This window comes from Planobispora longispora, from assembly GCF_016863135.1.
Classification (GTDB): Bacteria; Actinomycetota; Actinomycetes; order Streptosporangiales; family Streptosporangiaceae; genus Planobispora; species Planobispora longispora.
On sequence record NZ_BOOH01000015.1, the window covers coordinates 23,517 to 44,048 of the forward strand.

The 20,532-nt window shown below is 71.5% G+C and carries 19 protein-coding genes and 1 tRNA gene; 11 read left to right on the forward strand and 9 right to left on the reverse strand.

Translation table 11 applies throughout. The annotated features are described in order from the left end of the window. Window positions 1-128 precede the first annotated feature (128 nt). From Plo01_RS08215 to Plo01_RS08225, 3 genes are all read right to left on the reverse strand, one after another. Complete coding sequence (locus Plo01_RS08215) at window positions 129-1,454, reverse strand: purine-cytosine permease family protein (RefSeq protein ID WP_239316026.1); 1,326 nt, start codon at window positions 1,452-1,454, stop codon at window positions 129-131. A gap of 378 nt (window positions 1,455-1,832) precedes the next feature. Beyond that, a complete protein-coding gene (locus Plo01_RS08220) occupies window positions 1,833-2,852 on the reverse strand; it encodes a hypothetical protein (protein WP_203889916.1) in 1,020 nt (339 codons plus the stop codon). After that, window positions 2,852-3,928, reverse strand: a complete 1,077-nt coding sequence (locus tag Plo01_RS08225; RefSeq protein WP_203889917.1) for an NlpC/P60 family protein — start codon at window positions 3,926-3,928, stop codon at window positions 2,852-2,854. The genes Plo01_RS08220 and Plo01_RS08225 overlap by 1 nt, the downstream gene beginning before the upstream one ends. 222 nt (window positions 3,929-4,150) lie before the next feature. On the opposite strand from Plo01_RS08225, the gene Plo01_RS08230 reads away from it, so the two are divergent. Continuing rightward, entirely contained in the window at window positions 4,151-5,239 is a 1,089-nt protein-coding gene (locus Plo01_RS08230) for a helix-turn-helix domain-containing protein (RefSeq protein WP_203889918.1), read from the forward strand. A gap of 16 nt (window positions 5,240-5,255) precedes the next feature. On the opposite strand, the gene Plo01_RS08235 is transcribed toward Plo01_RS08230, so the two are convergent. Both Plo01_RS08235 and Plo01_RS08240 read right to left on the reverse strand, forming a co-directional pair. Next, a complete protein-coding gene (locus tag Plo01_RS08235; protein WP_203889919.1) occupies window positions 5,256-5,579 on the reverse strand; it encodes a rhodanese-like domain-containing protein in 324 nt (107 codons plus the stop codon). Window positions 5,580-5,600: 21 nt separating this feature from the next. Next, the gene (locus Plo01_RS08240; RefSeq protein ID WP_203889920.1) at window positions 5,601-6,062 is read right to left on the reverse strand and encodes a MarR family winged helix-turn-helix transcriptional regulator; all 462 of its coding nucleotides are present in this window, start codon (window positions 6,060-6,062) and stop codon (window positions 5,601-5,603) included. 99 nt (window positions 6,063-6,161) lie between these two features. On the opposite strand from Plo01_RS08240, the gene Plo01_RS08245 reads away from it, so the two are divergent. Then, window positions 6,162-6,536, forward strand: coding sequence for a cupin domain-containing protein (locus Plo01_RS08245; RefSeq protein ID WP_203889921.1), 375 nt, complete (start codon window positions 6,162-6,164; stop codon window positions 6,534-6,536). A gap of 15 nt (window positions 6,537-6,551) precedes the next feature. On the opposite strand, the gene Plo01_RS08250 is transcribed toward Plo01_RS08245, so the two are convergent. Then, on the reverse strand, window positions 6,552-7,157 hold the full coding sequence (locus Plo01_RS08250) for a TenA family protein (protein WP_203889922.1): 606 nt from the start codon (window positions 7,155-7,157) through the stop codon (window positions 6,552-6,554). A 98-nt stretch (window positions 7,158-7,255) separates the two neighbouring features. Between Plo01_RS08250 and Plo01_RS08255 the strand changes: the two genes are divergently transcribed. Beyond that, window positions 7,256-7,885 (forward strand): GOLPH3/VPS74 family protein, encoded by a 630-nt coding sequence (locus tag Plo01_RS08255; protein WP_203889923.1) that lies wholly within the window; start codon window positions 7,256-7,258, stop codon window positions 7,883-7,885. A gap of 64 nt (window positions 7,886-7,949) precedes the next feature. Here the strand turns inward: Plo01_RS08255 and Plo01_RS08260 are convergent, their stop codons facing one another. After that, entirely contained in the window at window positions 7,950-8,486 is a 537-nt protein-coding gene (locus Plo01_RS08260; RefSeq protein WP_203889924.1) for a DM13 domain-containing protein, read from the reverse strand. A 212-nt stretch (window positions 8,487-8,698) separates the two neighbouring features. Then, window positions 8,699-10,003: an LCP family protein gene (locus tag Plo01_RS08265; RefSeq protein WP_239316028.1), complete on the reverse strand. Its 1,305-nt coding sequence runs from the start codon at window positions 10,001-10,003 to the stop codon at window positions 8,699-8,701. Between the two features lie 313 nt (window positions 10,004-10,316). On the opposite strand from Plo01_RS08265, the gene Plo01_RS08270 reads away from it, so the two are divergent. Both Plo01_RS08270 and Plo01_RS08275 read left to right on the forward strand, forming a co-directional pair. After that, window positions 10,317-11,783: a hemolysin family protein gene (locus Plo01_RS08270; RefSeq protein ID WP_203889925.1), complete on the forward strand. Its 1,467-nt coding sequence runs from the start codon at window positions 10,317-10,319 to the stop codon at window positions 11,781-11,783. Continuing rightward, window positions 11,780-12,811 (forward strand): hemolysin family protein, encoded by a 1,032-nt coding sequence (locus Plo01_RS08275; protein WP_203889926.1) that lies wholly within the window; start codon window positions 11,780-11,782, stop codon window positions 12,809-12,811. The genes Plo01_RS08270 and Plo01_RS08275 overlap by 4 nt, the downstream gene beginning before the upstream one ends. Window positions 12,812-13,288: 477 nt before the next feature. Here Plo01_RS08275 and Plo01_RS08280 read toward each other — a convergent pair. Further along, a tRNA-Leu gene (locus Plo01_RS08280) sits at window positions 13,289-13,371 on the reverse strand. Window positions 13,372-13,537: 166 nt separating this feature from the next. Here Plo01_RS08280 and Plo01_RS08285 point away from each other — a divergent pair. Genes Plo01_RS08285 through Plo01_RS08310 form a run of 6 tightly spaced genes read left to right on the forward strand, consistent with a single transcriptional unit; the run spans window position 13,538 to window position 20,456 of the window. Continuing rightward, window positions 13,538-14,278: an FHA domain-containing protein gene (locus tag Plo01_RS08285; RefSeq protein WP_203889927.1), complete on the forward strand. Its 741-nt coding sequence runs from the start codon at window positions 13,538-13,540 to the stop codon at window positions 14,276-14,278. Window positions 14,279-14,295: 17 nt separating this feature from the next. Then, the gene (locus Plo01_RS08290) at window positions 14,296-14,763 is read left to right on the forward strand and encodes an FHA domain-containing protein FhaB/FipA (RefSeq protein ID WP_203889928.1); all 468 of its coding nucleotides are present in this window, start codon (window positions 14,296-14,298) and stop codon (window positions 14,761-14,763) included. Continuing rightward, window positions 14,760-16,103: a Stp1/IreP family PP2C-type Ser/Thr phosphatase gene (locus Plo01_RS08295; RefSeq protein ID WP_203889929.1), complete on the forward strand. Its 1,344-nt coding sequence runs from the start codon at window positions 14,760-14,762 to the stop codon at window positions 16,101-16,103. The genes Plo01_RS08290 and Plo01_RS08295 overlap by 4 nt, the downstream gene beginning before the upstream one ends. Next, window positions 16,100-17,488 carry an FtsW/RodA/SpoVE family cell cycle protein gene (locus Plo01_RS08300; protein ID WP_203889930.1) on the forward strand — a complete coding sequence of 463 codons (1,389 nt, stop codon included), beginning with the start codon at window positions 16,100-16,102 and terminating at the stop codon, window positions 17,486-17,488. Before Plo01_RS08295 ends, Plo01_RS08300 begins: the two co-directional genes overlap by 4 nt. Further along, a complete protein-coding gene (locus Plo01_RS08305; RefSeq protein WP_203889931.1) occupies window positions 17,485-18,948 on the forward strand; it encodes a peptidoglycan D,D-transpeptidase FtsI family protein in 1,464 nt (487 codons plus the stop codon). The genes Plo01_RS08300 and Plo01_RS08305 overlap by 4 nt, the downstream gene beginning before the upstream one ends. Further along, the gene (locus Plo01_RS08310; RefSeq protein ID WP_203889932.1) at window positions 18,945-20,456 is read left to right on the forward strand and encodes a serine/threonine-protein kinase; all 1,512 of its coding nucleotides are present in this window, start codon (window positions 18,945-18,947) and stop codon (window positions 20,454-20,456) included. Before Plo01_RS08305 ends, Plo01_RS08310 begins: the two co-directional genes overlap by 4 nt. Window positions 20,457-20,532 lie beyond the last annotated feature (76 nt).

A 20,532-nucleotide genomic window follows, 5' to 3' on the forward strand; every position in this document is an offset into this window, starting at 1 on the left:
GCCTCGCGGAACCTCCGGGAATCCCGTGTGGGCCTCGCGGGCGGGCGCGTGATCCCGCCCGCGGGCCCCCGGCTGTTCCCGGGTCCTCCTGCCAGTCCTCCGGAGCTCCCCGGCTCCTCCGCCGCCGGTCAGCGGCGGCGCAGCACGCCCAGGGCGAGGGTGACCAGGCCGGAGACGAGGAAGGCGCCGACGGCCGCGCTCATCCACGGCTGCGGGACGAACCCGATCAGTTCACGGGCCCCGGTCCAGAAGCCGGTCCACCATTTCAGTTCCTCGGCGATCGGCAGCGCGGCGAGCATCCACCAGGCCGCGAAGCCGAGCACCCACGGCACGACCATGAGCCAGCGCGAGGGGGCGTCCTCCGAGGTGTTCCAGCGGCGCGCCCCGCCCAGCAGGAAGTAGTCCACCGCCAGGACGGCGAACATCGGGACGAAGACGGCGCCGATCAGGCCGAGGAAGGCGGTGTAGGTGTCGGCCTCGACGAAGATCGCCAGAAGCGTGACCACCACGCCGGTCCCGGCCGAGATGACCCGCCGGTCCAGCCGGGGCAGGAGGTTCTGCAGGGACATCGCCGTCGAGTAGACGTTGACGAACGGCTGGTCGGTCTCGCGCAGCACCAGGATGCCGAAGAACAGCCAGCCGAGCGAGGCCGCCACGAACGGGTCCCACACCTTGTCCGGGTCGTTGCCGACCAGCGCGAGTGCGGCGATGCCCAGCGTCAGACAGGCCACCTGGGCGATCGTGTAACCGCCGACCACACCGGCGAAGGCGGCCCTGCCGGAACGGGAGAACCGGGCGAAGTCCGCCGCGACGGGCACCCACGAGACTGAGAGCGCGATCACGTAATCGACGGAGGGGGCGAACGCCTCCCACGTGCCCATGCCGACCGACGGCCCGCGGCTGAACAGCTCGACGGCGAACCAGATCATGGAGATGATCACGCCTGCCGTGACGTAGCGGCGGAGCAGCCGGACCGCGCCCAGCGGGCGGATGGTCAGCGCGGTGGTGATCACGCCGCCGAGGATCACCCAGACGGCGTACGGCACCTCGACCCCGAAGGAACCGGCGATGGCCTGGGCGCCCTGGGCGATGACCCAGAGCTCGAAGGCTCCCCAGCCCAGCATCTGGACGATGTTGAGCACGGTCGGGACGTACGACAGCCTGGCCCCGAAGAGGCCGCGGAGCAGCACCATCGCCGGAGCGCCGGTCTGCTGGCCGGGGATCGCCGCCAGGGCGACCATCGCGGTGCCGACGACGCTGCCGACGACGGCGGCGGCGATCGCGGCCAGGAAGCTCAGGGGCCGGTCGCCCAGCGGATCGATCAGCGCGATCGCACCGGAGAACCCCAGCAGGCTGACCCCGAGGTTGGCCCAGAGCGCGCCCTGGTCGAGCACGCCGAGGGCCTTGGGCGGGGCCTCGTCGAGGGTGAGAGGGGCTTCGGTAGATTTGGACACAATGACGTCGGACGCCATCACACGCTCCCTACGCCGGCATTACCCGGACAGGTTCATGCGGTCGGCGGCGCGCCGGAGGGCCTGATCGGCCCTCTGCGTGGTTCCGCCCTCTCAGCCCGGTCACGCCCGAGCTCCCGCGGCAGCTATCTTTCGCCGAGAAGTATGCCACCTGTCCCCTCTGTCGCATATGCCTGGTCAGGGGTAACCGATGAGCGACGCCTCCGGAAAGGCCGTCCGAGCCCGGCCGAGCCCGGCCGGGAGCCGCGGCGACGCCCGGCGGCTCCGGCGCTGTGGCGCTGTGGCGCTGTGACACCCTCCCCGCCGGGCGGTCGCCGCGGACCGCCCGGCGGGAGGACGTGTCACCGGCTTCCCGCGGGCTCAGCGGATCCCGACCGGGCGGTAGGCGCGGAACTGGGTGCCCGACTCCAGGCCGTGCCGGACGACGCGGTGGTCGGTGCCGTAGCCGGCCCGCTGCTGGTAGGCCCAGTAGGAGGTACGGGCGGCATCGGCCCACCGGTCGAAGATGACCACCATCCGGGCGGTGTTGGCGCCCACCGGGTCGATGACCAGGTCGCCTTGGAGGAGCTGGGTCATGGGGATGGGCCGGGTGTAGGTGTTTTTGGCCAGGTCCACGGTGATGGGTCCGGGTTTGGCCAGGCCCAGGGCCATGGAGGCGTAGCCGGAGCCGTCGGTGCGGTAGCCGCCGCGGGTCTTGGTCTGGCTGTAGGGCACCCGCTGGGCGGTGGCCGGGTTCCAGCTCTTGGCCCGGGCGATCACCTGGGCACGCGTCACGCCGGGAGCGGGCCACAGCGCCGAGACGATGATCTGCCCGTCCCCCGCCTGCGGCTGGTACCGCTCGGGGTACTTGGACACCTGCACGCGCTGGCAGACGTCGCCCACCTTCGCCGATCTCCATGAGCCGCCGGGGTACTTGCGGAGCATCTTGTCCAGGAACGCACCGGTGGCCCACGCCACGTTCAGCCGCTGGGCGGCACTGCCCCAGGTGGCGCGCTGCTGGAACACGCCCAGGCTGTCGTGGTCCACCTCCCGGTCGATGTTCCGCACGCCCGTCTCGACGATGGCCGTGGTGATCGCGATGACCGCCGCCTCCCGGGGAAGCCCCCTGGCGCGGACCGCCGCCACCACCACCCGGGCGCAGGAGACGCGATAGCCGTTCATGTAGCCGCGCAGTTTCTTCGCCAGCCGGGCGTTGAGCCGGGCCGCCAGCTCCGTGTCCTCCGCCGTCACCCCCCGGGAACCGCAGGGGGCGGTCGGCAGAGGAGCCGCGGTGGCGGCGCTCGCGGGGACGGCGGCCACCGCTGCCGCCGCGAGCAGAAGCGCCCCTGCGGTCACTCCTGCCGAGTGCGGCGAGCCGGGCCGGATCCGGGCCCGGCGCATCAGCGGATCCTGACCGGGCGGTAGGCGCGGAACTGGGTGCCCGGCTCCAGGCCGTGCCGGACGACGCGGTGGTCGGTGCCGTAGCCGGCCCGCTGCTGGTAGGCCCAGTAGGAGGTACGGGCGGCATCGGCCCACCGGTCGAAGATGACCACCATCCGGGCGGTGTTGGCGCCCACCGGGTCGATGACCAGGTCGCCTTGGAGGAGCTGGGTCATGGGGATGGGCCGGGTGTAGGTGTTTTTGGCCAGGTCCACGGTGATGGGTCCGGGTTTGGCCAGGCCCAGGGCCATGGAGGCGTAGCCGGAGCCGTCGGTGCGGTAGCCGCCGCGGGTCTTGGTCTGGCTGTAGGGCACCCGCTGGGCGGTGGCCGGGTTCCAGCTCTTGGCCCGGGCGATCACCTGGGCACGGGTGATCGTGGGCGGCGGCACCGGCGCGTCCTCCCGGATGTTCAGCGCCCGGTAGGCCTTGTACTGGCTGTTCGCCGAGAGGCCGTAGCTGCGCGTGCGGTAGTCCGTCCCGTAACCGCCGCGCTGCTCGTAGGCCCAGTACGAGGTGCGCCCGGCGTTGGCCCACCGGTCGAAGATGACGACGTGCCGGGTGGTGTTGCTGCCGATGGCGTCGATGAGCAGGTCGCCCCTGCGGAGCTCGGACGTCTGGATGCGCCGGGTGTAGGTGCTCTTGGCCAGCCCCACCGTGATGGGGCCGGGCTTGCCCAGCCCGAGGGCCATGGACACGTAGCCGGAGCAGTCGGTGCGGTAGCCGCCTCGGGTCTTGGTCTGGCTGTACGGCACCCGCTTGGAGGTGCCCGGGTTCCAGGTCTTCGCCCGGGCGATCATCTGCGAACGCGTGACCGGGGCCGCCGCGGCGGCCATGATCTCCACGCTCTCCGGCTCTCCGCTCTCCGGCCCTCCGGACGGGCTCGGCAGCGGGGTGGGGGTGGCCGCCGTGACCGGGTGCGCGGGGGCGGGAGGCGCCGCCTGCGCGGAGGCCGCCGCCACCAGTCCGCTGCCGCATGCGACCACGGTGATGAGCGCCAGGCTTCCCGTCCGGCTCCAGAGACTCTGGGTGGGGGGCATGTTCTCTCCTTGTGTCCCGTCGTGGATCGGTTCGGCTGGCCAGCGGGCCACACACTGACAGGAAATTTCCGAAACATGCCGTGAAAGCGGTGAAGTTGGGACAATATCTCCCCTTGGTGCCGACGTGACCTGTGATGACTCAGAGCCGCTGGGACAAGGTTGGGACGGATCAGCATGGTGAATGGATCAGGGAGCACAAGCCGGAACCGGCGGCTGCGGCCGTTGCCCGACGATCTGCCGGAACCGGTCCGCGTTCTCCTGGAGGAGCTGAGGGCCCTGAAGGAACGGGCCGGACTCGACCTCCGGGCGCTGGAGCAGACGACGCACGCGAGCCGGTCGTCCTGGGGGCGATGGCTGGCCGGGGAGACGTGGATCCCCGCCGAGGCCGTGGAAGGGCTGGCCCGGCTCTGCCGTGAGGACGAGCGCCGGTTCCGCGCCCTGTGGGAAGTGGCCGAGCAGGCTCGGCGGACGGCCGCAGACGCCCCGACGGCGGACGGCGAGGAGCCGGACCCGGCCGAGATCGCGGAGCCCGATACGGGCGAGATCACGAGGAGAGTCCCGGAGCCCGGCTCGGGCGAGATCACGGAGAGGAACCCGGAGCCGGCCGGAGGCGAGTGGGAGACTCCCGTGCCGCCGGCGCCGGGGGGAGAAGCGCACCCGCGCGGAACGGTCGCGCCGCGCGGAGCGTCGGGCCTTTCCCGATGGCGGTTCAGGGCGGGGGCGGCACTGGGCCTGTCCGCCGGGGTGGTCACCGGGGTCGTGCTCGGAGGCCCGTTCCTCGGAGGCGGGGCGAGCGGCGACGAGGAGCGGATGCCGTCTCCCGCGGGCGCCCGTGTCGAGGTGACCGCCCGCGCCGAGGAGGTCACCCGCGCCCAGGTGATCGCCCGGGCCAAGAGCTGGAACCCGGCCACCGCCCAGCGGGTGCCCTACAGCCAGACCAAGACCCGCGGCGGCTACCGCACCGACGGCTCCGGCTACGCCTCCATGGCCCTGGGCCTGGCCAAACCCGGACCCATCACCGTGGACCTGGCCAAAAACACCTACACCCGGCCCATCCCCATGACCCAGCTCCTCCAAGGCGACCTGGTCATCGACCCGGTGGGCGCCAACACCGCCCGGATGGTGGTCATCTTCGACCGGTGGGCCGATGCCGCCCGTACCTCCTACTGGGCCTACCAGCAGCGGGCCGGCTACGGCACCGACCACCGCGTCGTCCGGCACGGCCTGGAGCCGGGCACCCAGTTCCGCGCCTACCGCCCGGTCAACGTCCGGGACGGGGGGTCAGCCCGGCCCACCTCCGCGCCGGGGTGATCGCGCGAGCGGTCGGCTAGGCGACGAACGGCTCCTGCCCGGACTCGCTCACCATGGGACGGCCCGCGAGGGCCCAGGACTGCATGCCCCCGCCCACGTTGATCGCCTCGTGCCCGACGGCGTTGAGCCAGGCCGTGGCGTGCGCGGACCGGCCGCCCACCCGGCAGACCACGTAGACGGGTTTGCCCGCGGGGATCTCCTCGACACGGGCCTGCAGCTCGCCCATCGGGATGTGGACGGCCTCGGGCGCGTGCCCGGCGTGCCATTCGTCGTCTTCCCGTACGTCCAGCAGAAACGCGTCGGTGGGCACGGCATGCGCGTCGACTTCAGGAACAGTCATGGGCCCATTGTCCCAAGCCCGTCACCATACGGGACGCAAAACCGCACGTCCGCCTGCGACTTCATCCACGTATGCCCGCAGATCATGGTGAATGTCATCCAACCGCTGGGCCCCGATCACCGCCGCCCACCGATCCTCGATCTCGGCCCACATCTCGTCGGCGTGCCGGACGTAGGCGTGGCCCTTGTCCGTCAGGGCCAGCACCCGGGCGCGGCCGTCGGTGGGGTGCGGGCGGCGCTCGACGTAGCCCCAGCCCTCCAGCTCGGCCACGATCTTGGAGGCGGCCTGCTTGGTGACGCCCAGGTGGTCGGCCAGATCGACCGAGGTGACGTCGGCGTGGTCGAGCAGCAGCCGGAAGGTGTACCCGTGCGCGGGACGCAGCGGCTCCCGCCCCTCTGCGGCGATCCGGTCGTGGAGCGCCTCGGTCATCGCCCGGTACGTCATGGCCAGCAACAACGGGATCTCGCCTCGCCTGCGCGTCATGCCGCCATCCTCCCTCTCCGGATTCCCCGTTGACGAGATAGTCAATCCGGTTTACCGTCTTGCTGGTAGTCAATCAGGTTGACCATCTTAGGAGACAGTATGACCACCGCGAATCTGGCCGACGCCCCCGTCTTCGAGCTCGACGGCATCACCTTCCGCTCGCTCGCCGTACCCTCGCGCGGTTCCTCGGAGCTGGCCGTCTGGTCGATCGAGATGGCGCCGGGCTCGTCCGGCCAGGAGCACACCGTCGACCGCGAAGAGGTGTTCATCGCCAGGTCGGGGCGGATCGTGGGGATGGTGGGCGGCGTGGAGCACACCATCGGGGCGGGCGACGCGCTGATCCTCCCGCCGCACACCCCGTTCTCGATCCGCAACGACTCCGCGACCGAGCCGGCCGCCGCCACCGTCTGCACCTCGGCCGGGATCAAGGCCACTCTCGCCGGCCAGACGATCCTGCCGCCGTGGGCCCAGTGACCCCCGGGCACCGGGTCAGGGCACGTCCCAGAAGGCGAGCTCGTGGGTCATCCCCTCGGTGAACAGCTCCTTCGCCCGGCCGGGGGCGAGGTCCGCCTCGTCCAGCATGACCGCGATGCGCTCCGTCAGCGCGGCGAAGCCCGGGTGCGCGTAGGTCTCCACCCAGGCGCGGTAGCGCGGCTCCGCCGGGGGGTTCTCCGCCAGGATGCGGCCGAGCGTGGAGTAGCCCCACATGCAGGGGTAGAGCGCGGCCAGCCCCTCGGCGTAGTCCGCCGCCGCCGCGAGCAGGAACGAGGTGTACGCCTCGCACGCCGGCCCCTTCACCGCCCCGTCGAGATCGGCGCCGAACCCGGCCGACAGGGACCGGTGCAGGCGCAGCTCCTCGTGGAAGGTGGCGTGCGCCAGGTCCACCAGGTCGCCGAGATGCCCGTCGGGGGCCTGCCAGGCCAGGCGGCAGAACACCCGGACGTAGTCCAGGAGGAACAGGTAGTCCTGTTCGAGCCAGGACCGGAACACCGGCTCCGCCAGGTCGCCCCGTGCGATCCCGGCCACCGTCGGGTGGACGAGCTGGGCGTCGAGCAGGGGACGCCCGATAGCGTGAAGTTCCTCAGAAATGCTCATAGACCAGGGATTGTGACAGGGCCCGTACGGCGAGGCGCCCCGGCCACCCGCCACCGGACATCGCCTATAGCCCAATACGAGGGCATAGGATCCGAAATGTGACGATCATCGCCGAAGAGGTCCTCCTCCTCGCCTACGAGGAGACCGAGGGCAAGCAGCTGGTTACCTCCGCCTATCTGGACTCCGCGATCGGCGGCGCGCTCCTGGCGGAACTCGCTCTCAACGGCCGGATCGCCCTGGACGGCAAGAAGGTCGTGGTCAAGGACGCCGGCCCCCTCGGGAACGAGGAGCTCGACGCGGCGCTCACCCGGATCGCCGAGGACGCCAAGGAACGCAGGCCCGAGTCGTGGGTCTACAAGCTCCAGTCCGGCAAACTGCGCAAGCGCCTGCTCACCGGCCTGGCCGAGCGCGGCGTGCTGGGCGAGAACCACCGCAAGATCCTTGGAATCTTCCCCAGCTCCCGCTACCCGGAGCTCGACCCGAGCGTCGAGCTGGAGGTCCGCGGGCGCGTCCAGAGCGTGCTGGACGGGGCCGAGCCCGACGAGCGGACGATCATGCTGATCGCGGTCCTGCGCGCCGCCAAGATCGACCGTAAGGCCTTCCCCGGCGTGGACAAGAAGCGGGTCAAGGAGCTCACCGAGGACGTGTGGGTCGGCAAGGCCGTGGCCAAGCACATCGCCTCGATGCACGCGGCCACCACCGGGGGCGCGGTCGCGGCCGTCTCCTGACCCCGCCGGGCGCGGCCCACCCGGACGCGGCCGTACGGGCGGGAACGGGTCCCGCCCGGCACTGTCAGGCCAGGGAGGCGGCGCCGAAGGAGACGCTGAACCGCTTGCACCAGATGGTGACGGTCTTCAGTTTGTCCAGGTCGGCCCCGGCGGGGACGGCGTAGTTGGCGTTCCCCCGGTTGCCCTTGAGCTCGCCCAGCTCCAGGTGCTTGCCGTCGTCGAGGTTGAACCAGCCCTCCTTGCCCTCCTTGACGGGCTGGTCGCTCAGCCAGACCCGCAGGTCGGGCCCGTCGGAGGTGTCCAGGTCCTCGATCCGGAGCACCCGGCTGCCGTCGGCCAGCTCCAGGAGCCGGGCCTTGCCCGACGTGTCGTGCTCGTGGGAGACGAACGTCCCGGCGGCCAGCTCCTTGGCGGCCGCCTCCCGGGCCGGCGCGCCGGACGCCGAAGGGGTCCCGGCGGCCACCGGAACGGCCTCGTTCACCTCGACCGTGGTGAACAACCGCCACGGCTGGAACAGGTAGAGGGCGACGGCGAACGCGACGGCGCCGGCGCCCAGGACCACCCAGCCGACGGGGTGGCGAAGCAGTCTCTTGATCCTCACGGTCTCCTCCTCCAGGGTCGGAGCCTGCCGCGGAGTCCCCATCGAGCAGCAGAGGGGATTCCGCGGCAGGCTCCCAGCCCGAAGGTAACCCGCGCCCCCACTCCCGGCCCTTACGTGATGCTTACGGCGGCGGCCGCCTCACGCTCACGACGGCCGCCTCGCGGGAGCCGATCGCCGTGCCCGGCGCCGGGGGAAGGGGAATCCCCGGCGGGTCACCGGGCGAGGACGTCCTTGGGGACCTGCTTGTCCTGGGCCAGGGCCCTGAACAGGCGCAGGGCCTTGTCCCGGTCCCAGCGGACGACCTCCTGGCCGTTGATCGACTCGAAGCCGCTGAACGGGACGATCGTGGTGACCGGGTTGTCGCCCATGGCCAAGCCGAGGGAGAGCAGGTCGAACGTCGCGGTCTCCTCGCCGACCGCCACCGAGTCGGTGGCGCTGAACGCCAGCGGGATGGACGTGAAGGGGTTGAGCAGCACCCCGGGGCTGGCCGCCTTCTTCACCACGGCGGAGAAGAACTGCCGCTGGCGCTGGGTCCGCTCGAAGTCGGGGATGCTGCCGGTGGCGCGGGTGCGGACGTAGCCCAGGGCCGTGGCGCCGTCGAGCGTCTGCACGCCCTTCTTCAGGTTGATCCCGGCCTTGGGGTCCCTGATGCTCTGCTTGACGTCGATCTCGACGCCGCCGATGGCGTCCACGATGCCCACGAAGCCGCCGAAACCGATCTCCATGTAGTTGTCGATCCGGAGGCCGGTGGCCTTCTCCACCGTCTTGGCCAGCAGCTTGGGGCCGCCGTCCTTGAAGGAGTAGGCGGCGTTGAGCTTGTCGCTGCCGTGCCCGTCGATGGGCACGTAGGAGTCACGCGGGAGGCTGACCAGCGTCGGGCGGCCGTCGCCGTCGGGGATGTGCAGCAGCATCATCGTGTCGGTGCGGCGGCCGACGGAGTTGCCGGTGGCGAGCTTCCTGCGCTGGGCCTTGCTCAGGCCCTCGCGGCTGTCGGAGCCGACCAGCAGCCAGGTCGTGCCGGGGGTGTCGGCGGGGCGCCCCTCGTAGTCGGCGAGCGCCTCGATCCGCTTCAGCTGGCCGTCGATGGTGAAATATCCGGCTACGGCGAGCACCAGGAGCAGGACGAGCAGGCCGGCGAGGATCCGGGCGATCAGCCTGCCCGGTCGCCGCGGGCCCTTGGGCCCCTTGGACCGGATCGCGTTCGGCATGCGGACGCCGCCCTTTCCTCCCGGTGGACCGCTGGGAGAGGCCATGGGGGAGTCGTCCGGCCCCTTCAGCGGCCGGACGGGGTTCGTCCCCGACCGCGCCTTGCCGTACACCTGCGAGACCGCCCTGGGCACGGTGTCGTCCCGGGTCGGCCGGCCCGGGGTGGGGACGTCCGGCGGGAGCTTCGCGGCCGGACCGCCCTGCCCGGGAACCGGGTGCGCGGGCCGACCCGCCGCCCGGGGGGGCACGGGCGCGGCGGCGGGTGACCGCAACGCGCGCGTGCGATCGTCGTCTTCCTGCCAGTCACCCACGTCGCATCTCCGCCACTTCTTGAAGCACTTTCCAACCAACGGTGAAATCGTCACCATCGACGCTACTTCGTGGCTCGCACCCGCGCAGACGCGTCCCCAAGGTTTTCCCGCGTAAAAGTACCCAGAAGGGTACTCGATCCTCGGAAACCGCCAAGAACCCGATCACCTGATCCGGAAACATCGAGTCCCGCCTCGGTCGTTACCGTAGAGGACTACCACCGCTCGAAAGGAAGACCGTGTCCACTCCCGAACCGTGGAGTACCTGCCCGTGCGAACGCACGGGACCCACTGAGGCAACCGGGAGAGCCGCCCGGTGAACACCGTTCTCGGCCTGCTGGCCGTACTGCTCCTCACCCTCGCCACCGGCTACTTCGTCGCCCAGGAGTTCGCCTTCGTGGCCGCGGACCGCGATGTGCTCCGCGGACAGGCCGACGCCGGCGACGCCGCCGCGAAACGCGCGCTGGAGGTGACGGGGCGACTGTCCTTCATGCTCTCGGGCGCTCAGCTCGGGATCACCGTCACGGCCCTGCTGGTCGGATTCATCGCCGAGCCGGCCGTCGCCACCGTGATCCGTCCCGGGCTGGAGGCCGCGGGGCTGCCCGCGGCCGTCGTGCCCGGCGTCGCGGTCGCGCTGGCCGTGGCCATCGCGACGATCATCCAGATGGTCCTCGGCGAGCTCGCCCCCAAGAATCTCGGCATCGCCAGGCCGGAGCCGGTGGCCAAGTTCCTGGCCCGCTCCACCCTGTTCTACCTCAAGGTCGCCGGGCCGGTCATCCGGCTGTTCGACTCCGCCGCCACCGGCCTGCTGCGCAAGCTCGGCGTGGAACCGATCGAGGAGATCGAGCACGGGGCCAGTCCCGAGGAGCTGTCCAGGATCGTCGCCGAGTCCGGCGCGGCCGGCGACCTTCCCCCGCGCCTGTCCGAGCTGCTGGACCGCGCGCTGGAGTTCGGCGACCGCACCGCCGAGGACGTCATGGTGCCGCGCCCGCGCGTGGTCCTGCTCCGCGACGACCGGCCGATCTCCGACTTGATCGACGCCATCGGCGAGCACGGCCACTCCCGCTACCCGGTGCTCTGCCACCGCGACGGCGAGGACGTGGTCGGCGTCACCGGGGTCCGCGAGCTGCTCCGCTCCGGCCTGGAGGACGGCCCCCTGGAGAAGATCACCCGGCCGGCGCTGCTGGTCCCCGACTCGCTGCCGCTCCCGGCCGTGCTGGAGCGCATGCGCGCGGCCCGGGACGACCTGGCCTGCGTCATCGACGAGTTCGGCGGGCTGGCCGGAGTCGTCACCGTCGAGGATCTCGCCGAGGAGCTCGTCGGCGAGCTGATGGACGAGAACGACCCCGAGCCCGCGGGCGTCGTCGCCAACGGCGACGGCACCTGGAATGTGCCCGGCACGCTGCGTGTCGACGAGGTCGAGCGGGCCACCGGGCTCTCCCTCCCGGAGAGCGACGACTACGACACCGTCGCCGGTCTGGTCCTGGCCGCCCTGGGCCGGATGGCCGAGCCCGGCGACACCGCGACCGTCACGCTGACCGTGGAGAACGACCCGCTCGAAAACGCCCCCGGCGAGGCCGACGCGGTCCTGACGGTCCTGTCGGTGCACCGCAGGGTCCCCGAGTGGGTACGGCTGGCGCCCGTCGCCGGCGGCGCGGGCCGTGCGGAACCCGCCGGGGAGGCCGCCGCCCCGGCGGGTTCCCCGGAGAACGAGCACGCCATGGCCGGATCGCGTGAGCACGCGGTCCCGGGGGCCGGGCGAGGGCGGGTGAACGGCCGATGAGCACCGCCTCAGCCCTGCTGCTCGGCGTGGTCCTGCTGATCGGCAACGCCTTCTTCGTCGCCGCCGAGTTCGCGGTCATCTCCGCGCGCAGGCACCGCGTGGAGGAACTCGCGGGCAGGGGCGGGCGGTTCACCCGTCTCGCCGCCCGCGCCGCCGTGCGCGGCAGCCGGGAGCTCTCCCTGATGCTGGCCGGAGCCCAGCTCGGCATCACGCTGTGCTCGCTCGGTCTGGGCATGGTGACCGAGCCCGCCATCGAACACCTCCTGGAACCGGTCTTCGGCGCGGTGGGCGTGCCCCAGTCGCTCCGGGTCCCGATCTCGCTGGTGATCGCCCTGGCCCTGGTCACCTTCCTGCACATGGTGGTCGGCGAGATGGCCCCCAAGTCGTGGGCGCTGACCCACCCGGAGACCGCGGCGATGGCCCTGGCCCTGCCCTTCCGCGGCTTCACCTGGCTCGTCCGCCCGGTGCTGGCCGCGCTCAACGGCCTCACCAACGCGATGCTGCGGCTGGTCGGCGTGCGCCCGCGGGACGAGCTGGCCACCACCAGGACGCCGGTCCAGCTCGCCATGCTGGTCGGCGAGTCGGGCCGGATGGGCCTGCTGGACCGGGACGAGCACGACCTGCTGACCCGGGCCCTGCGGATCCACCAGCAGCCGGTCGAGCGCCTCATGCTGCCCATCGCCGAGGCCGCCGCGGTGACCTCCGCCGCCGCCGGCCCCGACGTGCGGCGGGTCGCCGCGGAGAGCGGCCACCTGCGCCTGCTGGTCAACTCCGGCGCGCCCGCCGACGTCCTGGGCGTCCTGCACGTCAGGGACGCCCTGGTGCGCCCCGGGGCGAGCCCCGCGGAGCTGGCCCGCCCGGTGCCCCGCCTGGTCAGGACCACGACGATCCCGGAGGCGGTCGCCGCGCTCCAGGACGCCCGCGCCCACGTGGGCCTCGTCACGGACGCCGGCGAGGTGATCGGCATGGTGAGCCTCACCGATCTGCTCGGCGAGCTCCTGGACGTCAAGATCGCCGTCCCTCGCTGACGCCCGCAGCCAGGTGGGGTCGGGGCCACGCCCCGGCCTCACCTGGGAAAAGTAACGAAAATCACACTTCTACCCGCCCTGCAAGTGGCTCGAAAGTGACAGGCAAGTACGAAGCGCTACAACAGCCACAGAGCCCTGTCTCCAGACCGGAACCGGTCAATCAGCGGACTGGGCCTTCTCCCGGCATCCCCGACCCACTACTTTTTGATCACGACCGCCCCCACCCCCGACGGACGGCCCCATGAACGCTCTCCCCACCATGACCGCTGCCGAGCCGCCCCACCACGGGCGCAGCCGGGAGCTGGGGACGCCTTCCCCCGGGCGCAGCGGGGGTGCAGGGGGCCCCGCCCCCGCCGGGGGGCGTGGGGGGCAGCGCCCCCCGCACCGGGGGTTCCAGGGGGTCGCCCCCCTGGGTACAACAACGAGAAGCCCCGACGGAAGCGGATTCCATCCGCGACCAGCCGGGGCCGATTCGAGTGGGCGAGGAGGGATTTGAACCCTCACGTCCTTTCGGACACACGGACCTGAACCGTGCGCGTCTGCCGTTCCGCCACCCGCCCTTGTTGGGTGCGGTCGAAACATTAGCACGGATCGGCCGGTACCTACGAACCCGGATACGATCCATCTAGATGCGGAGCGGCGGAACGGGTGTGAGAGCGCGGAAACGGGCCGACACACACCCGCGCGGCCGCGACCATATGTACGACGGAGGAAGGGAGGTAGCCGGTGGGAGTCCTTCAGCGCTTCGAGCGCAGGCTTGAAGGCTTGGTCGAGGGCGCCTTTGCCCGGGCGTTCAAGTCTGACCTTCAGCCGGTCGAGGTCGCCAGCGCGGTTCAGCGGGAAATGGACGAGCGTGCGGCGATCGTCGCACAGGGACGCACGCTCGTGCCCAACGACTTCGTGGTGGAGCTGTCCACGACCGACAGCGAGCGCCTGGAGGTGTACGCCGACAGCATCAGTCAGGAGCTGGCCAACCTCGCGAGGGAGTACGCCAAGGAGCAGGGCTACTCATTCGTGGGGCCGGTCCGGGTGCGTTTCGAGACCGCGGCCGACCTGGCCGTCGGGTTGTTCCGGATCCGCTCCGGAGTGATCCGCGGCGCGACGGTCGAGCAGGACGAGATCCGCCGCCCCCCGACCGACGTCCCCCAGGGCCACCTGCGCGCCTTCGAGGGCCACCCCCGTCTGCTGGTCTCCACCCAGGACGACCCGCAGGGCCAGCGCTCCTACGACCTGACAACTCCGGTGACCCTGCTCGGCAGGGGCACCGACTGCGATCTCCGGCTGGTCGACCCGGGCGTGTCCCGGCACCACGCCGAGCTGCGCGTGGAAGGCCCGCAGGTCGTGCTCGTCGACCTCGGCTCCACGAACGGCACCTTCGTCAACGGCCAGCCGGTGCGCCGGGTCGAGCTCCAGAACGGCACTCGTGTGACGTTGGGGCGGACGACTCTGGTTTTCCGGCGCGATTAAAGGTAAACAGACGGTCCATGTCCGAGCTCACGCTGCTGCTGATCAAGCTCGCGTTCCTCGCGGTGCTGTGGTTCTTCGTGATTGCCGCGGTCGGCGTGATCCGGACAGACTTGTTCGGATCCCGTACGGCCCCCGCCGCTCCCGCGCGCAAGGCTCCCAAGCCGGTCAAGCCCCCGGCCAAACCCAAGAAGGGGGAACCCCGGCAGATGGTCGTCGTCGGCGGTCCTCTCCAGGGCACCACCATCCCCCTGGCGGAGACACCCATCACCATCGGACGGGCGAACGACGCCACTCTGGTCGTCAGCGACGACTACGCATCCAGCCGGCACGCCCGGCTCTTCCCCCAGGACGGTCAGTGGATCGTGGAGGATCTCAATTCCACCAACGGCACGTACCTCGACCGGACCAAAGTCACCCGTCCCACTCCGGTGCCGCTCGGTGTTCCGATCCGCATCGGTAAGACCGTCATCGAATTGCGCAAATGACCATCGCACTCCGCTACGCCGCCCGCTCTGACGTCGGCCTCCTCCGCGAAGGCAACGAGGACTCGGCATACGCCAGCGCCCGCCTGCTCGCCGTCGCCGACGGCATGGGCGGACACGCACACGGCGAGGTGGCCAGCTCGGTCGCCATCGCCGCCCTGTCGTCCCTCGACGAGAGCGCCTCCGGGGCCGACCTGCTCAGCGCCATCGACGCCGCGGTCCGCGACGCCAACCGCCAGCTCCACGAGATGGTGGGACGGGACCCCAGCCTCAAGGGCATGGGCACCACGCTGACCGCCATGCTGTGGTCGGGCACGAACGTCGCCCTGGCCCACGTCGGCGACTCCCGCGCCTATCTGCTGCGTTCCGGGGAGCTCTACCAGATCACGCAGGACCACACCCTCGTGCAGTCCCTGGTGGACGACGGCCGGATCACCCTGGAGGAGGCCGCCACCCACCCGCAGCGGTCGATCCTGCTGCGCGCGCTGGACGGCAGCGGCGAGGTCGAGCCCGACCTGTCGTTGCGGCAGGCCCAGATCGGCGACCGCTACCTGCTCTGCTCGGACGGCCTGTCCGGAGTCGTGAGCGCGGAGACGCTCCACCACACGCTCAGCACGATCGACGATCCCGAGACGGTCGTCCGCACGCTCATCGACCTGGCGAACCGGGGCGGCGGGCCGGACAACATCACCTGCGTCATCGCCGACGTCCTGGAGCTGGACGAGGCGGTCGCGCCGGCCACGGACGTCGCCGTGGTGGGCGCCGCCGGCTCCACGCTGAGCCGCGTGCAGGCCCAGCAGGGCGCGCCCGCGCCGTCCGCCCCGCTCGATCCCGGCAACCCGTCGACCATGCCCCAGCCCGTCATCACCGATGACGACTTCGACGAGCACGAGAGCAGGGCCGTCGCGGCCCGGCCGGCCAGGAGGCGGCGCCTGTGGCCGCTGCTGGCTTCCATCGGCGGCGTCATTCTTCTCGGCGGCGGCCTAGGCTGGTATTTCGGGAACCAGTGGCTCGACGACCAGTATTTCGTGGGATTGCGAGGTGAGGAGGTCGTGATCTACCGGGGTGTGAACACCACGATCGGCCCCTTCGAGCTCTTCGACGCCGTCCGCAGCACCACCGTCCCGGTCACGAGCCTGGGCCCGTCCGAACGCAAGCAGGTCACCAACGGCATCCCCGTGGCCAACGAGGACGCGGGCGTCAAGAAGGTCCAGGAGCTCCGGACCTCCTCCGCGGCCTCCGTCGGCGGCGACGTGTCCGCCACCCCCGTGCCGGACGCCAGCGCGTCCCCCGAGCCCACGAAGTCCAAGGCCACCGCGACCCCGAAGCCCACGAACTCATGAGCGCCCCCGGCGTCGAGCCCGTTCCCCTGCCCGCCAAGCGGCGCATGGCGCAGCTGGTGATGCTCGGATTCGCGGTCCTGATCGTGATGGGCGCCTACGCCGCCGTGGGGCTGGGCATCGACCAGAAGATCCCCTCCGGCATGCTCACCTACGGCCTGGGCCTGGGCGGCTTCGTGCTGGCCGCCTACCTGGTGCTGGCCCGATTCGCCCCGTGGGCGGACCCGCTGATCCTGCCCCTGGTGACGCTGATCAACGGCCTCGGCCTGGTGATGATCTACCGTCTGGAGGTGGGCGCGGGCGGCAAGGGCGGCGCGTCGGCCACCAGCCAGCTGCTGTGGACCGCCGTCGGGGTGGTCGTCTTCGCCGTGACGCTGATCGTGCTGCGCGACCACCGGTCGCTGCAGCGCCTGACCTACACGGCCGGCGCCGCCGGGCTGCTCCTGCTGATCTCACCGCTGATCCCGTTCCTCGGCCAGGAGATCAACGGCGCGCGCATCTGGATCGGCATCCCCGGCGTGGGCCAGCTCCAGCCGGCCGAGCTCGCCAAGCTCGCTCTGATCGTCTTCTTCGCCGGCTACCTGGTCGCCAAGCGCGACGTGCTGGCGCTGGCCGGGCGGCGGCTGCTCTTCATCGACCTGCCCCGCGCCCGCGACCTCGGCCCGATCCTCATCACCTGGGGCCTCAGCCTCGGCGTGCTGATCCTGCAGAAGGACCTCGGCTCCTCACTGCTGATCTTCGGCACGTTCATCGCGATGCTCTACATCGCCACCCAGCGCACCTCCTGGGTCCTGATCGGCATCCTGCTCTTCGTCGGCGGCGCGGTCCTGGCCGCGTCGATCTTCGACCACGTCGCGGCCCGTGTCGACGTCTTCCTCAACCCCGAGGACCCCAAGCTGTTCGAGCGCGAGCTGGGCGGCAGCGCGCAGCTCCTGGAGGGCCTGTTCGGCATGAGCCAGGGCGGCATCCTCGGCACCGGGCTCGGCCAGGGCTACCCGGGCCTGATCCCGCTGTCCTTCTCCGACTTCATCTTCGCCGCCATCGGCGAGGAGCTGGGCCTGACCGGGCTGATGGCACTGCTGATGATCTACGCCCTGCTGGTCGAGCGCGGGCTGCGCACCGCACTCGCGGCCCGCGACCCGTTCTCCAAGCTGCTGGCGGGAGGACTGTCGTTCATCCTGGCCTGGCAGGTCTTCATCATCGTCGGCGGCGTCACGAACCTGATCCCGCTCACCGGTCTGGTCACGCCGTTCATGTCGCAGGGCGGCTCGGCGCTGCTGGCTAACTGGATCCTTATCGCGCTGCTGGTACGGATGTCGGATGCGGCCAGGAAGCCGCCGCCCCAGGCCATCCAGGACGAAGGACTCACCCAGGTGTTCCAGCGATGAACAGTACTCTCAAGCGCGCCGCCCTGGCCTGCATGGTCATGTTCGGCCTGCTCATGCTGAACGTCAACTACCTGCAGGCCGTACGGGCTTCGGATCTGAAGGAGGACGCGCGCAACCGGCGCAACTTCTTCGCGCGCTACGAGGTCGAGCGCGGCCTGATCACCGCGGGGAACAAGGTGCTGGCCGAGTCGAAGGACACCGGCGACCCCGAGGCCAGGTTCAAGCGCGTCTACCCCGAGGGTGAGGTCTACGCGCCGGTCACCGGGTTCTTCGCCCCCGAGAACACCAGCGACATCGAGCGGGCCAGGAACGACCTGCTCGACGGGTCCAGCTCCGACCTGGTGATCCGGCGCGGCATCGACCTGTTCACCGGCAAGACGACCAGGGGCGCCAACGTCGAGCTGACGATCAACCCCAAGGCGCAGGAGGCGGCCTACAAGGCGCTGGGGGCCAGCGGCAAGAAGGGCGCGCTGGTCGCGATCGACCCGAGGACGGGGGCCATCCTCGCCATGGTCTCCATCCCGACCTACGACCCCAACCTGCTCGCCCCGGCCGACAAGGCGGCGGTCAACGCGGCCTACGCCAAGCTGGAGAAGGACAAGGACCAGCCGCTGGTCAACCGGGCGATCGCCCGCACCTACCCGCCGGGCTCGACCTTCAAGGTCGTCACCATGGCCGCCTACCTGGAGAGCGACAGCTCGCTCGGCCCGCAGTCGCAGGTGGACGCGCCGCAGGTGCTCGACCTGCCCAACACCACCGCCGACCTGCCCAACTACGGCGGCGCGGCGTGCGGCGCCGGTCGGGTGACGCTCTCCTTCTCGCTGGAGCGGTCGTGCAACACGCCGTTCGGCAAGATCGGCATGGATCTCGGCTACGAGACGATGAAGGACCAGGCCGCCAAGTTCGGCATCGGGACGGACCTGGATCCCCTGGCCATCCCGATGCCGGTCTCCCCCAGCAGCATCGGTCCCGAGGAGGACAAGGCCGCGCTCGCCCAGGCCTCGATCGGCCAGCGCAGCAACCAGATGACGCCGCTGCAGATGGCCATGGTCGCCGCCGGCATCGCCAACGACGGCGTGGTCATGAAGCCGTACCTCGTCAAGAGGGTCACCGACTCGGAGGGGACCGAGATCGAGGGCGAGGACCCGGAGGAGCTCGACACCGCGATGAGCGAGGAGAGCGCGGCCAAGCTCAAGGAGATGATGGTCAACGTCGTCAACCTGGGCACGGCCGGCGCCGCGAAGATCCCCGGCGTGACCGTCGGCGGCAAGACCGGCACCGCGGAGACCGCCGAGGGCCGCGCCCCGCACGCCTGGTTCATCTCCTTCGCCCCCGCCGAGGACCCGAAGATCGCGGTCGCGCTCATCGTCGAGTCGGGCAGCGCCGGCAACGACGCCTCCGGCGGCCAGACCGCGGCCCCCATCGCCAAGAGCGTGATGGAAGCGGTGCTGGGTAAATGACGTCGTTGCTCGGTGGCCGATACCGCTCCCTGGGGCGGATCGCCGCCGGCGGCATGGGCGAGGTGTGGCGGTGCCGGGACGAGCTGCTCGGCCGCGAGGTGGCCGTGAAGCTGCTCCGCCGGCACGTGGCGGCCGACCCGCACTTCCGCGAGCGGTTCCGCGCCGAGGCGCGGATCGCCGCCGGGCTGGCCGACCCGGGCATCGCCCAGGTCTTCGACTACGGCGAGGACGGCGATGTCGCCTACCTGGTGATGGAGCTGGTCTCCGGCGAGTCCCTGGCGAACATCCTGGCCCGCAACGGGAGCCTGAGCCCGGAGATCACTCTCGATGTGGTGCACCAGGCCGCCAGGGGCCTGCACGCCGCGCACCGCTCGGGAATCGTCCACCGGGACATCAAGCCGGGGAACCTGCTGGTCACCGAGGACGGCGCCGTCAAAATCACTGACTTCGGGATCGCCCGGGCGCTGGAGGCGGCGCCCCTGACCCAGACGGGGACGGTGCTCGGCACCGCCCAGTACGTCAGCCCCGAGCAGGCGTCCGGCGCCGTCCTGTCCCCCGCCACCGACCTCTACTCGCTGGGCGTCGTGGCCTACGAGTGCCTGACCGGCCGCCCGCCGTTCGTCGCCGACAACCAGGTGGCGATCGCGCTGATGCACCTCAACGAGCCGCCGCCCGCGCTGCCCGAGAGCGTCCCGGCGGCGGTGCGCGACCTCGTCATGGCCTGCCTGTCCAAGGATCCGGCCCGCCGCCCGGCGAGCTCCAGGGAACTGTCGGACCGGGCCTACGTGCTGCGCGAGTCGCTGGCCACCGCGGGCGCGGTGGAGCTGGGCATGCTCACCGACCCCTCCGGGTGGCGGGCGGAGCCCGCGGGCGCCGCCGACCCCGCGGAGTTCACGGAGCTCGCGGGGCCGGGAGCCGGGCGGGCGGAGCACTCCCCGACGGAGGTGGCTCCCGCTCCGGGCCCGGCGACGCCGGTCCCGGGGTTCGGCGGCACGGCCGCGGACGTGGAGCACGGCTCCCGCACGGCGCGGGTTCCCCCCTCGCGGAGAGCCGGGCCCGCGCGGGCGGCCCCGAAGCGCGACAGGCTGCGGCGGAGGGGAGCGATCGTCGCGGCGGCGGCCGGATGCGCCGCCGCCGTCGGACTGGGCGCCCTGGTCCTGCAGGACCTGACCCGCCGGGGCGACGGCGCCGGGCCCGCGCAGCCGCTCACCCGGCTGACGCCGGCCGCCACGTCGCCCACGTCCAGGGCCACCAGGGGCAAGACGGCGCCGGCGACCCGGACGGCGGTCCCTGCGGTCACGTCCCCCCGCCCTTCGCCGTCGCCGTCGGCTACGGTAAGTAGGTCGGCCACGCCCACCACCGGGCCGACGCGAACGTCGCCGCCCCCGACCCCCACCCCGACCACTCCGACTCCCACCCCGACCACCCCGACGGTGACGCAGAGCCCCACACCGACGACCGTCACCCCCGATCCCGGGGAAGCGACCCCGCCAAACGGGGAGACGTGATGCGTCATGGGGTCGATGATGGACACCGGTGGCCCGAGAGCCCACCGGCACCCAAGATGAACGGTAAGGGACAGTG

Excerpts from the sequence above, each read along its gene's own strand:
- Plo01_RS08220 (WP_203889916.1), bottom strand. The coding sequence starts at position 2,852 with ATGCGCCGGGCCCGGATCCGGCCCGGCTCGCCGCACTCGGCAGGAGTG.
- Plo01_RS08225 (WP_203889917.1), bottom strand. The coding sequence starts at position 3,928 with ATGCCCCCCACCCAGAGTCTCTGGAGCCGGACGGGAAGCCTGGCGCTC.
- Plo01_RS08235 (WP_203889919.1), bottom strand. The coding sequence starts at position 5,579 with ATGACTGTTCCTGAAGTCGACGCGCATGCCGTGCCCACCGACGCGTTT.
- Plo01_RS08240 (WP_203889920.1), bottom strand. The coding sequence starts at position 6,062 with ATGACGCGCAGGCGAGGCGAGATCCCGTTGTTGCTGGCCATGACGTAC.
- Plo01_RS08245 (WP_203889921.1), top strand. The coding sequence starts at position 6,162 with ATGACCACCGCGAATCTGGCCGACGCCCCCGTCTTCGAGCTCGACGGC.
- Plo01_RS08250 (WP_203889922.1), bottom strand. The coding sequence starts at position 7,157 with ATGAGCATTTCTGAGGAACTTCACGCTATCGGGCGTCCCCTGCTCGAC.
- Plo01_RS08275 (WP_203889926.1), top strand. The coding sequence starts at position 11,780 with ATGAGCACCGCCTCAGCCCTGCTGCTCGGCGTGGTCCTGCTGATCGGC.
- Plo01_RS08290 (WP_203889928.1), top strand. The coding sequence starts at position 14,296 with ATGTCCGAGCTCACGCTGCTGCTGATCAAGCTCGCGTTCCTCGCGGTG.
- Plo01_RS08295 (WP_203889929.1), top strand. The coding sequence starts at position 14,760 with ATGACCATCGCACTCCGCTACGCCGCCCGCTCTGACGTCGGCCTCCTC.
- Plo01_RS08300 (WP_203889930.1), top strand. The coding sequence starts at position 16,100 with ATGAGCGCCCCCGGCGTCGAGCCCGTTCCCCTGCCCGCCAAGCGGCGC.
- Plo01_RS08305 (WP_203889931.1), top strand. The coding sequence starts at position 17,485 with ATGAACAGTACTCTCAAGCGCGCCGCCCTGGCCTGCATGGTCATGTTC.
- Plo01_RS08310 (WP_203889932.1), top strand. The coding sequence starts at position 18,945 with ATGACGTCGTTGCTCGGTGGCCGATACCGCTCCCTGGGGCGGATCGCC.